Annotated in this window: 12 protein-coding genes; 2 read left to right on the top strand and 10 right to left on the bottom strand. The window is 59.8% G+C overall.

The window, feature by feature from the left end; translation table 11 throughout:
* Positions 1-43: 43 nt before the first annotated feature.
* The 10 genes from M5G18_RS16080 to M5G18_RS16035 form a co-directional block, all read right to left on the bottom strand.
* A complete protein-coding gene (locus tag M5G18_RS16080; RefSeq protein WP_273898048.1) occupies positions 44-2,005 on the bottom strand; it encodes a DUF7844 domain-containing protein in 1,962 nt (653 codons plus the stop codon).
* Entirely contained in the window at positions 2,002-2,322 is a 321-nt protein-coding gene (locus M5G18_RS16075; protein ID WP_007953910.1) for a DUF2388 domain-containing protein, read from the bottom strand. Before M5G18_RS16075 ends, M5G18_RS16080 begins: the two co-directional genes overlap by 4 nt.
* A gap of 27 nt (positions 2,323-2,349) precedes the next feature.
* Positions 2,350-2,658 (bottom strand): DUF2388 domain-containing protein, encoded by a 309-nt coding sequence (locus tag M5G18_RS16070; protein WP_273898046.1) that lies wholly within the window; start codon positions 2,656-2,658, stop codon positions 2,350-2,352.
* A gap of 107 nt (positions 2,659-2,765) precedes the next feature.
* Positions 2,766-3,083: a DUF2388 domain-containing protein gene (locus M5G18_RS16065; RefSeq protein ID WP_273898045.1), complete on the bottom strand. Its 318-nt coding sequence runs from the start codon at positions 3,081-3,083 to the stop codon at positions 2,766-2,768.
* A 332-nt stretch (positions 3,084-3,415) separates the two neighbouring features.
* Complete coding sequence (locus tag M5G18_RS16060; RefSeq protein WP_007911656.1) at positions 3,416-3,631, bottom strand: DUF1127 domain-containing protein; 216 nt, start codon at positions 3,629-3,631, stop codon at positions 3,416-3,418.
* 322 nt (positions 3,632-3,953) lie between these two features.
* A complete protein-coding gene (locus M5G18_RS16055) occupies positions 3,954-5,447 on the bottom strand; it encodes an acetyl-CoA hydrolase/transferase family protein (RefSeq protein WP_273898043.1) in 1,494 nt (497 codons plus the stop codon).
* Between the two features lie 214 nt (positions 5,448-5,661).
* Positions 5,662-7,095, bottom strand: a complete 1,434-nt coding sequence (locus M5G18_RS16050) for an NAD(P)(+) transhydrogenase (Re/Si-specific) subunit beta (RefSeq protein WP_085613551.1) — start codon at positions 7,093-7,095, stop codon at positions 5,662-5,664.
* Positions 7,095-7,415, bottom strand: coding sequence for an NAD(P) transhydrogenase subunit alpha part 2 (locus M5G18_RS16045; RefSeq protein WP_003220416.1), 321 nt, complete (start codon positions 7,413-7,415; stop codon positions 7,095-7,097). Before M5G18_RS16045 ends, M5G18_RS16050 begins: the two co-directional genes overlap by 1 nt.
* Positions 7,416-7,430: 15 nt before the next feature.
* Entirely contained in the window at positions 7,431-8,552 is a 1,122-nt protein-coding gene (locus M5G18_RS16040; protein WP_011331831.1) for a Re/Si-specific NAD(P)(+) transhydrogenase subunit alpha, read from the bottom strand.
* A gap of 434 nt (positions 8,553-8,986) precedes the next feature.
* A complete protein-coding gene (locus M5G18_RS16035) occupies positions 8,987-9,886 on the bottom strand; it encodes a LysR family transcriptional regulator (protein WP_007953904.1) in 900 nt (299 codons plus the stop codon).
* A 158-nt stretch (positions 9,887-10,044) separates the two neighbouring features.
* On the opposite strand from M5G18_RS16035, the gene M5G18_RS16030 reads away from it, so the two are divergent.
* Positions 10,045-11,226 (top strand): acyl-CoA dehydrogenase, encoded by a 1,182-nt coding sequence (locus M5G18_RS16030; RefSeq protein ID WP_085712999.1) that lies wholly within the window; start codon positions 10,045-10,047, stop codon positions 11,224-11,226.
* 13 nt (positions 11,227-11,239) lie between these two features.
* Positions 11,240-12,460 (top strand): CaiB/BaiF CoA transferase family protein, encoded by a 1,221-nt coding sequence (locus M5G18_RS16025; RefSeq protein WP_273898041.1) that lies wholly within the window; start codon positions 11,240-11,242, stop codon positions 12,458-12,460.
* Positions 12,461-12,834: the final 374 nt, after the last annotated feature.

Raw genomic sequence — 12,834 nt, 5'->3', positions numbered from 1 at the left:
GCCTTTATGGGCTGCGGTCTTTTGTTTTCAGGGCGGTTGTTTTTCAGGGCAGTTCCAGTCCGCCGGAGGCCTTGTGAAGTTTGCGCAGATGCTCGCCGATCTGCTTCACGTTGGCCTCGCTGGCCGCAATCTCGGCCGCTCGTTTGGGCTCCAGCAGCGCGCGCACTTCCTTATCGAGATCGCCGGTCAGAGCCAGCAACTGTTTCTGGCGCTGGCTGCTTTCCGCTTCAAGTCGGCTGAACTCGCTCGGTTGCGGCAGGCCATAACCTCGGGAATCGAGCAGTTCTGCCGGTCGGCTGAGGAAGCCGCTGTTGGCGAGGATCTGCTGCAAGGTGGCGTTGGCCTTGTCCATGCCACCGTTTTCCAGCTCCCGGGCGCCAAGGTAGCGTTGCTTGACCTCATCCTGAGCCAACAGTAATTGGCGGCGGAAACTGGCTTGCTCCAGCAACAACAGCGCGGCGCTGGTGCGCAGGTCGGCCCGTTCGAACCACGGGCGACGCTCTTCGGCGGACAGCGAAAGCCATTCTTCAACGGTTGTCTGCTTGATCGGCAATTGCTTCTTCAACACATCGAACATCGCCTGATAACGATCTCGGAACGAGTCGAAGCGATAACCCAGGCGCAATGCCTCTTTCGGATCATCGAGCACGCTGGTGTCGGCCAGGCCTCGCCCCTTCAGCACTTCCAGCAAACCGTTGGGCATGATGCTGTCGAGGCCAGTGAGCCGGGCGTTGTTGCTGCCGCTGCGCAGCAGTTTCAGGCCTTCCACCGCGCAGTTGTTGGAGAGGAAGAAGTAATTGCCGTCGTAGCTCCAGTGCATTTCGGCGGCGTGTTCGACCACACCCTCGATTTCGCTGCGCGAGAGATTCAGCGGCACCGACGCCAAGCTGCGCAGTTCGGTCTTGGTGTATTCGTCGATCACCTGCGCCAGCGGCAGCACGAACAGTCGTGACGGGTACTTGCCGACCAGCCCGTCCCAACTCGACAGCTGCACGTCACCGACGAAGGCGCGGTACGACAGCACCAGATGCTGATCAAGATCCAGTCGGCAGTCCGGACCGCGTGGCCGGCCCGGTGCACAGATCACCAGACGCAACATGCTGTGGCCCCAACGGCTGACCCAGTTCTGGTTGGCTTCGGCCAGCAGGTAATCTACCGCGTACACGCGTTCCGGATCGACCTGGCCAAGGGGCTGTTTGGCAAAGTCGTTGCCGGCATTGAGGAAAGCGAAGGTTTTGGCGCATTCATCCTTTGCCGGCGGTGCCCAGCCGAAGTGTTCCTGGTAATAGCGATACAGCGCCGGGCGACGACAGGCGTAACTCGGGTCGAGGAGGAAATACTCCATGTTGACCGCGACAAACTCCTTTGGGCTGGAGATTTCGTAGAGGTCGGGGCTGCGGGCGATCTGCCGGTTGTGCTGTTCACGTTCGCCACGACGGCCGACGTATTGCTGCCAGCCGGCGAGGTCGAGCAGGCGTGGATCATCGCTGAGGGTGAAGCGCCGACCGTTCTGGCCGCGGCATTCATCGGGAATGCCGATCAGTCCGGCGCTGTTGTTGCGCCGGGTGCAGCGCTGGATCAGCGAGCGTTCGGCCGCCGGCCACAAGCGCGCGCGATCGTAAATATGGGTGATTTCGTGCAGCACCGTGGCCAGCAGTTCCCGGCGAACGGTGCCGTGGGGGCGATTGGTTTTTTGCGTGGCCGCGCTGCCATCGGTGAGGCTGGCGAGCAGTTTGCGGTTCAGGTCCAGCTCGGAGACGAGCGTTGCCTGACCGTAGGCGTTGCCGGGCATCTCGTCGGTCCAGCCGACATAGATACGCCGGTCCAGACGTTCGATGAAGCTCGGCGGCAACGCGTGCATGGCTTCATCGAGCAGTGCCTGGCTGGCCTGTTGTTGGGCGGGGCTCAAGCCATCGGTCTTGAGCTGCAATTGCAGGCCGGCGTGGGCGCTGTTGCCAAGCAGCAACAACGCCCCGGCCAGCAGCCAGGCGCCGAGTGACTTCACAGTGCGAGGATGGCTTCGGCGAGTACCTGATCACTGGCGTCGCGAGCTTCGGGCACGCGGGTGCGCAAGGTATTGAAGGCGGCTTCCAGGTTGGCACCACGGATATCACCGTCGCTGGCCACGAAACTGGCAGCGTCGTCGTGGGCTTCGCGGATGATTTTCGAATCGCGAATCGACGTAGTGGTGTCGGAGGTGAAATCGATGGTGCGCTGGGAGGCGCGGACGATGATGTTACTGGTGGCTACCAGGGTGTGTGCCTGGGCCATGTCGGCCAACAACAGCAGGCCAAGGGCGGCAGCAATCAGCGGGCTACGCATGGAACGACTCCGAAAAGACAGGGATGACTATTGGACGAGAATTGCCTGTGCCAGTTCAAGGTCGCTGACATGAAGTTTTGGGCGGCTCTTGCGCAGGTAATGCAGGGCGGATTCGAGCTGTGCGCCGCGCATCTGGCCGTCACTGGCAACGAACGCTGCGGCATCGTCGTGCGCGGCGATGATCAGTTTACGGTCGAACGGCGCGGAAGACACCATGCCGGTGGCCCAGACGCTGACAACGGTGTTCTGCGTGGACACATCGAAGGCGTCTGCCAGAGGAATCCAGCAGGCGGTGAGCAGTACAGAAGGGATAAGCAGATTTGAAAGAAAACGCATGAGACTCGGCAGCTGTTGGCGAGTCCCAAGGCTAGCGCAATGCCCGGACTAGAGCCAGCGCTGAAACATCGGGACACGACAGGCGTGCCCCGTAATGTTCCTGTCGCTTAGATCGTCAGAATGGCCTGGGCCAGTTGTGCGTCGGTCGCGTTCAGTTGCGGAGCCTGATGACGGATGTGATCCAGTGCGCTCTCCAGTTTCACGCCACGGATTTCGCCTTCGCTGGCCACGAAGCTGGCAGCGTCGTCACGGGCGGCGAGCACGATCTTGTCGTCACGGAAGGACGAGGTAACGTCAGAAGTGGCATCGGAGGAGGATTTGAGCGCGCCAACCACGGCGTCGGTGGTAACGATAAAGCTGGTGGCGCTGGCGTTGGCAGCTACGATCAGCAGGGCGGCGGCGCTGAGCAGACGAAGACGGGACATGGGAGAACTCCTGTGGATAAACCGTATTGAGAGGTGGCTCGGTGTCTGAAGGTCAGACGCCAGTCGCACAGCATTCGCCACGTTCTGAATGGATCTTAGGCCTCCGTGGGGAATCCGCACAGTGGTCAGGATGCTGGCCTGAACACATTTGAGTAACTGTACTTGTCATTGATCTACTTTTAGAAAACTGTACCTGTCTGGTGTTTCGGGCTGGATATTCAGGTTTTTCTGCCCTGAAACGACAAGACCCGTCGCGGTTTCCCGCGACGGGTCTTGTGTGTTCAATTCGGGTTGCTGGCGGTGGGTCTAGCGACCAGAGCCAGCGACGCTGCTTAGCGCCAGAACGGCTTGCTCAGCTCTTCGTAGCGTTGTGCTTCGCTAATCCCGGCGTCAGCCAGCAGACGCGAATCCAGACGAGCCAGTTGGTGGCGGCTGGAGATGCGGCGCTGCCACAGCATCAGGTTGGCGATAACGCGCAGAGGCAGGGAAGCCTGGGTGTTTACAGCTTTGTCTTCGAAGAACAGTTCGGAACTGAGTGTACGTTCCATGGTTGACATCCTTCCGCTTGTGGCGGGATTAGGTAGTGGTTTAACTGGTGCCCATGATCCTCTCGTTTGGCCAGACACTCTAGATACAGTTCACCTGTATTGTGAGTGACCAGTTAACTGTTTATAGGGGGTGTACGGGTCAAAATTGCGCAAACTGTACCTGTCTGCGCTTATTTGGTGCATTTTTACCCAATTCGATGATTCGAGTAGGCAAAAGCCGTAGGAAAAGACCGGTACAGCAGTACAGTTTTTGACGGCTGCGGTGGTTTTCAAAATACCGCTGGCGAAACTGTGTTTGCGCCAGCGGAAAAATCTGTGCGGATTACACCGCCAGCATGCATCCGGTTTCTTCCAGATTGATGTGCCAGCTCAGGGCATCACGCAGGATGTGCGGGGTGTGGCCGCCAATGGCGCAGGCTTTGTCGAAGTAGTCGTTCAGCGCCTGACGGAAATCCGGGTGTACACAGTTGTCGATGATGACCCGGGCGCGTTCCCGTGGCGCCAGGCCACGCAGGTCGGCCAGACCGACCTCGGTCACCAGGATGTCGACGTCATGTTCGGTATGGTCGACGTGGCTGACCATCGGCACCACGCTGGAAATCGCGCCGCCCTTGGCGATCGACTTGGTCACGAACACCGCCAGGTGTGCGTTGCGCGCGAAGTCGCCCGAGCCGCCGATGCCGTTCATCATCCGCGTGCCGCAGACATGGGTGGAGTTGACGTTGCCATAGATGTCGAACTCAAGGGCCGTGTTGATGCCGATGATGCCCAGGCGCCGCACCACTTCCGGGTGGTTGGAGATTTCCTGCGGGCGCAGTACCAGCTTGTCCTTGTACTTCTCCAGATTGCCGAACACGTCGCTGTTGCGCCGCTCCGACAGGGTGATCGAGCTGCCCGAGGCGAAGCTCAGCTTGCCGGCGTCGATCAGGTCAAAGGTCGAGTCCTGCAGCACTTCGGAGTACATGGTCAGGTCTTCGAACGGCGAATCGATCAGCCCGCACATCACCGCGTTGGCAATGTTGCCGATCCCGGCCTGCAGCGGGCCGAGCTTGTTGGTCATGCGCCCGGCATCGACTTCCTGCTTGAGGAAGGTGATCAGGTGATCGGCGATGGCTTTGGTGTCGACATCAGGCGCCGATACGGTGGACGGCGAATCCGGTTGCTGGGTGATGACGATGGCGACGATCTTCTCCGGTGGGATCGGGATCGCGGTGCTGCCGATGCGGTCGTCGACCTTTACCAGCGGGATTGGCGTACGGGTCGGGCGATAAGTCGGGATATAAATGTCATGCAGACCTTCGAGGTTGGCGTTGTGCGCCAGGTTGATCTCGACGATCACGTGTTTGGCGAAGATCGCGAAGCTCGCCGAGTTACCCACCGAAGTGGTCGGCACGATGTGGCCCTGTTCGGTGATGGCGACGGCTTCGATCACGGCGATGTCCGGCAGCTTCAGTTGCTGGTTGCGCAGTTGCTCGACAGTTTCCGACAGGTGCTGGTCGATGAACATCACTTCGCCGGCGTTGATCGCCTTGCGCAAGGTGCTGTCGACCTGGAACGGCATGCGCCGCGACAGCACGCCGGCTTCGGTCAGTTGCTTGTCGAGGTCGTTGCCCAGGCTTGCGCCGGTCATCAGGCTGATTTTGAGCGGCGTGACCTTGGCTCGCTCGGCCAGCGCATGGGGCACGGCCTTGGCTTCGCCGGCGCGGGTGAAGCCGCTCATGCCGACGGTCATGCCGTCCTCAATCAGCGCAGCGGCGTCGGCGGCGCTCATCACTTTATCCAACAACGAAGGCAGGCGAATACGGTCACGGTACATGGATTATTTTCTCGGGCAGCGAGTAGCAGGATGCGCAGTCTAGTGAATTTCGCGAGCGCCTGTCCCGCTACCAAGGTCGCAAACGAGGCGTCTATTTAGCGGGTTTCAAGTAAAACACCGTTACCGGATCTGCAACAACGCGGCAAATTGTCCGACGTTTTGCGCAAACAAAAACGCCCCGACAAGTCGGGGCGTTCGGTGTTGCCGGCGAGGGTTACTCGACCGCTTTGACCATGTCTTCGATGACTTTCTTCGCGTCGCCGAACACCATCATGGTCTTGTCCAGGTAGAACAGTTCGTTGTCCAGACCGGCATAGCCGCTGGCCATCGAGCGCTTGTTGACGATGATGGTCTTGGCCTTGAACGCTTCGAGGATCGGCATGCCGGCAATCGGCGATTTCGGATCGTTCTTGGCGGCCGGGTTGACCACGTCGTTGGCGCCGAGCACCAGCACCACGTCGGCCTGGCCGAACTCGGAGTTGATGTCTTCCATCTCGAACACCTGGTCGTACGGCACTTCGGCCTCGGCCAGCAGTACGTTCATGTGCCCAGGCATCCGACCGGCCACCGGGTGAATCGCATACTTCACGGTCACGCCATGGTGGGTCAGCTTCTCGGTCAGCTCTTTCAGGGCGTGCTGTGCACGGGCCACCGCCAGACCGTAACCCGGAACGATGATCACGGTGTCAGCGTTGGTCAGCAGGAAAGTCGCGTCGTCAGCCGAACCGGATTTCACCGGACGGGCTTCCTTCTCACCGGCAGGGCCGGCGTCTGCTGTATTGCCGAAACCGCCGAGCAGTACATTAAAGAAGGAACGGTTCATCGCCTTGCACATGATGTACGAGAGGATCGCACCGCTCGAACCCACCAGGGAGCCGGCAATGATCAGCATCGAGTTGTTCAGCGAGAAGCCGATACCCGCCGCCGCCCAGCCGGAATAGCTGTTGAGCATCGACACCACCACCGGCATGTCGGCGCCGCCGATCGGGATGATGATCAGCACACCCATGACGAACGCCAGGGCCAGCATCAGCGCGAACGCGGCGAGGTTGCCGGTCAGCATGAAGGTGACGCCGAGGATCAGCGTCGCCAGACCCAGTACCGCGTTCAGCTTGTGCTGACCGCTGAACTGTACCGGTGCGCCCTGGAACAGGCGGAACTTGTACTTGCCCGATAGCTTGCCGAAGGCGATCACCGAACCGGAGAAGGTGATTGCACCGATGGCTGCGCCGAGGAACAGCTCCAGACGGTTACCCGCCGGGATCGAGTCACCCAGTTGCTTGACGATACCCAGCGACTGCGGCTCCACCACCGCAGCGATAGCGATGAACACCGCTGCCAGACCGATCATGCTGTGCATGAACGCAACCAGCTCCGGCATCTTGGTCATTTCAACGCGCTTGGCCATGATCGAACCGGCGGTGCCGCCGATCAGCAGGCCGACGATCACGTAACCGATGCCTGCGGTAGCCAGCTCAGCCCCGAGCTTATAGATGAGGCCGACGGTGGTGATGATTGCCAGCGCCATGCCGAGCATGCCGAACAGGTTGCCGCGGCGCGACGTGGTCGGGTGCGACAGACCCTTGAGGGCCTGGATGAAGCAGATCGACGCGATCAGGTAGAGCGTCGTGACGAGATTCATGCTCATTACTTCGGCGCCTCTTCTTTTGCTTTCGGGGCTTTCTTCTTGAACATCTCAAGCATGCGGCGGGTGACCAGGAAGCCACCGAACACGTTGACCGCGGCCAGTGCCACGGCGAGGGTGCCCATGGTCTTGCCCAGCGGGGTGACGGTCAGTGCGGCCGCGAGCATGGCGCCGACGATCACGATCGCCGAAATGGCGTTGGTCACCGCCATCAGCGGCGTGTGCAGCGCGGGTGTAACGTTCCAGACCACGTGGTAACCGACATAAATCGCCAGCACGAAGATGATCAGGTTGTAGATACCGGGGGAGATAAGCTCTTCCATCGTCTGAATCCCTGCTTAGGCGTTTTTGCGGATGACTTGGCCGTCGCGGCACATCAGGCACGCGGCGACGATGTCGTCTTCGAGGTTCACTTCGAACTGGCCTTCTTTGGTGAAGACCAGCTTCAGGAAGTCCAGCAGGTTGCGTGCGTACAGCGCCGAGGCGTCTGCGGCGACTTCACCGGCGAGGTTGGTCGGGCCGACGATGGTCACGCCGTTCTCGATCACGACCTGATCGGCCACGGTCAGCGGGCAGTTGCCACCCTGGGCTGCAGCGAGGTCGATGACCACCGAGCCGGGTTTCATCTGCGCCACGGTGTCCGCGCTCAGCAGCGTCGGTGCCTTGCGGCCCGGGATCAGTGCGGTGGTGATGACGATGTCAGCCTGCTTGGCGCGCTCGTGCACGGCCTGGGCCTGACGCTGCATCCAGCTCGCCGGCATCGGGCGGGCGTAACCGCCGACGCCGACCGCGCATTCGCGTTCTTCATCGGTCTCGTAAGGCACGTCGACGAACTTGGCGCCGAGGGATTCGATCTGTTCCTTCACGGCCGGACGTACGTCGGACGCTTCGATGACGGCACCCAGACGTTTCGCCGTGGCAATCGCCTGCAACCCGGCCACACCGGCCCCCAGAATCAGCACGCGCGCCGCTTTCACGGTGCCCGCAGCGGTCATCAGCATCGGCATGAAGCGCGGATAGTAGTGAGCGGCCAGCAGCACCGCCTTATAGCCGGCAATGTTCGCCTGGGACGACAGCACGTCGAGGCTTTGGGCCCGGGAGGTACGTGGCGCCGCTTCCAGGGCGAACGCGGTAATCCCGCACTCGGCCATCTTCGCGATGGTGTCGTTGTTGAACGGGTTGAGCATGCCCACCAGCACCGTTCCGCGCTTGATCAGCGTCAGTTCGGCATCGCTTGGCGCGACCACTTTGAGAATCAGCTCGGCGCCAAACGCGTCATTGGCACTGCCAATGGTTGCGCCTGCCGCTTCATAGGCACTGTCGACAACGCTGGCTTTAACGCCGGCGCCGGTTTGCACAGTGACCTTATGACCTTGGCTGATCAGCTTTTTAATGGTTTCCGGGGTTGCAGCAACCCGTGTTTCACCGGTCTGGGTTTCGAGAGGAACACCAATGTGCACGTCAAATCTCCTGCGTGATCTTATTGAGTAAACCCATGCACTACGGATGGTGCGACTGGGGTGGCCGATCAGCACGATCCCGCCAAATCAGGGCGGGGCGCGGCATTTTGCAGGCGAAGTTTATGCCCTTCAAGGGATTATGACGGGTGACGGAAAATTAACTACAAGTCATCCCGTGACCGAATGTCGCAGATGGCCAGTTGAATCCCTTGCAGGCCGTGCCTTTCAAGGAGTCTGGATGAATTTGAAGAATTTTCTCATCGGTGACGTGAATAGGCCGCAATGAGTCGCGAATGAGGGCGCAAAGCCACGTCGGCAGGCGCTTGTGGGACGTCTGTACGACTTTCGGATACAGTCTGTCTATTTGCGACAAATAGTTATATCTGTAGGGCTTTGATTTTTCTGACTACGGGGTTAGCAATCGCTGAAACCCTTTAGCCCTCTAGGTTGTAGCTGTGTGCCTGATTTACCAGCCAGTCACGAAAAGCCTTGAGTGACGCCGATTCGACCTTTCGCTCCGGAATCATCAGGTAATACGCCTTGATGCTGGAGAGCGCGTTCGGGTTGGCAATCACCAGGCGTTTCTCGGCCAGTTCGCGCTGAATCAGGAACGGTGGAATCAGTGCGATACCCATGTCGTGCATGGCCGCCTGAGCCAGCATGGAGAATAGCTCGTAGCGCGGGCCTGTCATGTCGCGGGGAATGTTCAGGTGTTGCGAGTTGAACCACTGTCGCCAGGCGTACGGGCGGGTGGTTTGCTGGAGCAGCGGCAGATCGGCGATTTCATCGGGTGTCAGATGCGTCTTGTTGCCGAGCAGGGCGGGACTGCATACCGGCATCGGATTCTCGCCCATCAGCCTATGGGATTCGGTACCGGACCAATCGGCATCGCCAAAGTAGATGGCGGCATCGAAGTCAGTGTCGGCAAACAGGAACGGGCGCGTGCGGTTGGTGAGGTTGACCGTCACTTCCGGGTGCTTGAGCTGGAAGTCCTTCAGTCTTGGCAACAGCCATTGCGTGCCGAAGGTGGGCACCACGGCGAGTTCGATCACGTTGGTGCCTTGCTGGCCCATCACCGACAGTGTGTCGCGCTCAACGGCATCGAGTTGGGTGGCGACCCGGCGGCTGTAGGAAAGACCTGCTTCTGTCAGCTTCACCCCGCGACGCGAGCGTCGGAAGAGTTCGACGCTGAGGAAGTCCTCAAGGCTGGCGATCTGTCGGCAAATGGCGCCCTGTGTGAGGGAAAGTTCTTCGGCGGCCTTGGTAAAGCTCTCGTGACGGGCGGCAGCCTCGAAGCTGATCAGGGCGGTGGTGCTGGGTATCTTGCGGCGCATGTACGTCAACCTCACTAATACATCGCTTATTCGGCATTTCGCGACGTTTCGGAGTGAGAAATTAGCACAACAGGATGCGAAATCCTCGTTTGCCGGGAGGGCGAAGCGGGCCTAGGATCAATGCCACGTTAATTCACCCGATTTGCGAGGACTCACTCATGGGCGGTAAAGCTAGCTTCAACTGGATCGATCCCCTGTTGCTGGATCAACAGCTGACTGAAGAAGAACGCATGATCCGCGACACGGCCGAGCAGTTCGCCCAGCAGAGCCTCGCGCCACGCGTTCTGGAAGCCTTCCGCCATGAGAAGACCGATCCGGCGATCTTCCGTGAGATGGGTGAGGTCGGCCTGTTGGGCGCGACCATTCCCGAGCAATACGGTGGCAGCGGCCTCAACTACGTCAGCTATGGCCTGATCGCTCGTGAAGTCGAGCGCGTCGACTCTGGCTACCGTTCGATGATGAGCGTGCAGTCTTCGCTGGTGATGGTGCCGATCAACGAATTCGGTACCGAAGCGCAAAAGCAGAAGTACCTGCCGAAGCTGGCTTCCGGCGAGTGGATTGGCTGCTTCGGTCTGACCGAGCCGAACCACGGTTCCGACCCGGGCGCGATGATTACTCGTGCACGCAAAGTGGAAGGCGGCTACAGCCTGACCGGCGCCAAGATGTGGATCACCAACAGCCCGATCGCCGATGTGTTCGTGGTCTGGGCCAAGGACGATGCCGGCGACATCCGTGGTTTCGTTCTGGAGAAGGGCTGGAAAGGCCTGAGCGCTCCGGCGATTCATGGCAAGGTCGGCCTGCGGGCTTCGATCACCGGCGAAATCGTCATGGATAACGTGTTCGTGCCGGAAGAGAACATCTTCCCGGACGTGCGTGGTCTGAAAGGTCCGTTCACGTGCCTCAACTCCGCACGTTATGGCATCTCCTGGGGCGCGCTGGGCGCGGCGGAGTTCTGCTGGCACACCGCTCGCCAGTACACCCTGGATCGTCAGCAGTTCGGTCGTCCGTTGGCTGCCACTCAGTTGATCCAGAAGAAGCTGGCTGACATGCAGACCGAAATCACTCTGGCGCTGCAAGGCTGTCTGCGTCTGGGGCGTATGAAAGATGAGGGTACCGCTGCGGTTGAAATCACTTCGATCATGAAGCGCAACTCCTGCGGTAAATCCCTGGATATCGCACGCATGGCCCGCGACATGTTGGGCGGTAACGGGATCTCCGATGAATTCGGCGTGGCCCGTCACCTGGTCAACCTGGAAGTGGTGAATACCTATGAAGGTACTCACGACGTTCACGCGCTGATCCTCGGTCGTGCGCAGACCGGCCTGCAGGCGTTCTATTAATAGGAGAGCGACCATGGGCGCGCTGTCGCATCTGCGGGTACTGGATTTATCGCGAGTGCTGGCCGGCCCATGGGCTGGTCAGATCCTGGCCGATCTCGGGGCGGAAGTGATCAAGGTCGAGCGCCCGGGCAATGGTGACGACACTCGCGCCTGGGGGCCGCCCTTCCTGAAGGACGCTTACGGCGAGAACACCAGCGAGGCGGCTTATTACCTGTCGGCTAACCGCAACAAGCAATCAGTGACGATCGATTTTACGCGTCCCGAAGGCCAGAAGCTCGTTCGAGAGCTGGCAGCCAAGTCCGACATCCTGATCGAAAACTTCAAGGTGGGTGGTCTGGCGGCGTATGGCTTGGATTACGAGTCGCTGAAGGCGATCAATCCGGATCTGATCTATTGCTCGATCACCGGTTTTGGTCAGACCGGACCGTATGCCAAGCGTGCGGGTTATGACTTCATGATCCAGGGGCTTGGCGGGCTGATGAGTCTGACCGGGCGACCTGAGGGTGATGAAGGTGCCGGGCCGGTGAAGGTGGGTGTGGCGCTTACGGATATCCTGACGGGGTTGTATTCGACCGTGGCGATCCTGGCGGCGCTGGCTCATCGCGATCACGATGGTGGTGGTCAGCATATCGATATGGCGTTGCTGGATGTGCAGGTGGCTTGTCTGGCTAACCAGGCGATGAATTATCTGACGACGGGCACGGCGCCAAAGCGGCTGGGGAATGCGCATCCGAACATCGTGCCGTACCAGGATTTTCCTACGGCCGATGGCGACTTCATTCTTACCGTGGGCAATGACGGGCAGTTCCGCAAATTTGCCGAAGTGGCCGGGCAGCCGCAGTGGGCGGACGATCCGCGTTTCGCGACTAATAAGCTGCGGGTGGCGAACCGTGCGGTGCTGATTCCGCTGATTCGTCAGGCGACGGTTTTCAAGACTACTGCCGAGTGGGTGGCTCAGCTGGAGCAGGCGGGTGTGCCGTGTGGGCCGATCAATGATCTGTCGCAGGTATTCGAGGATCCGCAGGTGAAGTCTCGAGGGTTGGCGATTGAGCTGCCTCATGCACTGGCGGGGATGGTGCCGCAGGTGGCCAGTCCGATTCGGTTGTCGCGGACTCCTGTCGAGTATCGCCGTGCGCCTCCTTTGTTGGGCGAGCATACGTTGGAGGTATTGCAGCGGGTGCTTGGTCTTGGGGCGGGGGCTGTGGCTGCGATGAAAGAGGATGGAGTGCTCTGATGGTTCTCTCCATATAGAAGAGGTACTGAATCCTTCTTCTATATAGAGGGTATTGAGTGTTTTTTGGCCTATCCGCAAGTTATTGAAAGAAAAGCGAAATTAAGGGTTGACGGCGAATTTTGAGTGTCTATAATTCGCCCCACTTCCGGCGCAGTCGAAACGGAAAACTCCTTGAGATTCAATGAGTTAAGTAGGTTTCGAAGGTGGGTCGCTTCAGTTCATCGAAGCCTGGAAGGAGTTGGAAATGCCGGTTTGTTCGGCGCTTTCAACGGTTCGATCTTCTCGGTCGAAAGCGGAGAAAAAGAGGTGTTGACAGCAGCGTGTAACGCTGTAGAATGCGCCTCCCGCTAACGAGAGATCGGAGCCGCAGGTGG

Origin of the sequence: Pseudomonas aphyarum (assembly GCF_028657055.1) — a bacterium.
GTDB lineage: Bacteria > Pseudomonadota > Gammaproteobacteria > Pseudomonadales > Pseudomonadaceae > Aquipseudomonas > Aquipseudomonas aphyarum.
Note: the sequence above shows the minus strand (reverse complement) of the source record. Positions and strands in the feature narration are given on the sequence as shown.

Excerpts from the sequence above, each read along its gene's own strand:
- M5G18_RS16075 (WP_007953910.1), bottom strand. The coding sequence starts at position 2,322 with ATGCGTAGCCCGCTGATTGCTGCCGCCCTTGGCCTGCTGTTGTTGGCC.
- M5G18_RS16070 (WP_273898046.1), bottom strand. The coding sequence starts at position 2,658 with ATGCGTTTTCTTTCAAATCTGCTTATCCCTTCTGTACTGCTCACCGCC.
- M5G18_RS16065 (WP_273898045.1), bottom strand. The coding sequence starts at position 3,083 with ATGTCCCGTCTTCGTCTGCTCAGCGCCGCCGCCCTGCTGATCGTAGCT.
- M5G18_RS16060 (WP_007911656.1), bottom strand. The coding sequence starts at position 3,631 with ATGGAACGTACACTCAGTTCCGAACTGTTCTTCGAAGACAAAGCTGTA.
- M5G18_RS16055 (WP_273898043.1), bottom strand. The coding sequence starts at position 5,447 with ATGTACCGTGACCGTATTCGCCTGCCTTCGTTGTTGGATAAAGTGATG.
- M5G18_RS16050 (WP_085613551.1), bottom strand. The coding sequence starts at position 7,095 with ATGAGCATGAATCTCGTCACGACGCTCTACCTGATCGCGTCGATCTGC.
- M5G18_RS16045 (WP_003220416.1), bottom strand. The coding sequence starts at position 7,415 with ATGGAAGAGCTTATCTCCCCCGGTATCTACAACCTGATCATCTTCGTG.
- M5G18_RS16035 (WP_007953904.1), bottom strand. The coding sequence starts at position 9,886 with ATGCGCCGCAAGATACCCAGCACCACCGCCCTGATCAGCTTCGAGGCT.
- M5G18_RS16030 (WP_085712999.1), top strand. The coding sequence starts at position 10,045 with ATGGGCGGTAAAGCTAGCTTCAACTGGATCGATCCCCTGTTGCTGGAT.
- M5G18_RS16025 (WP_273898041.1), top strand. The coding sequence starts at position 11,240 with ATGGGCGCGCTGTCGCATCTGCGGGTACTGGATTTATCGCGAGTGCTG.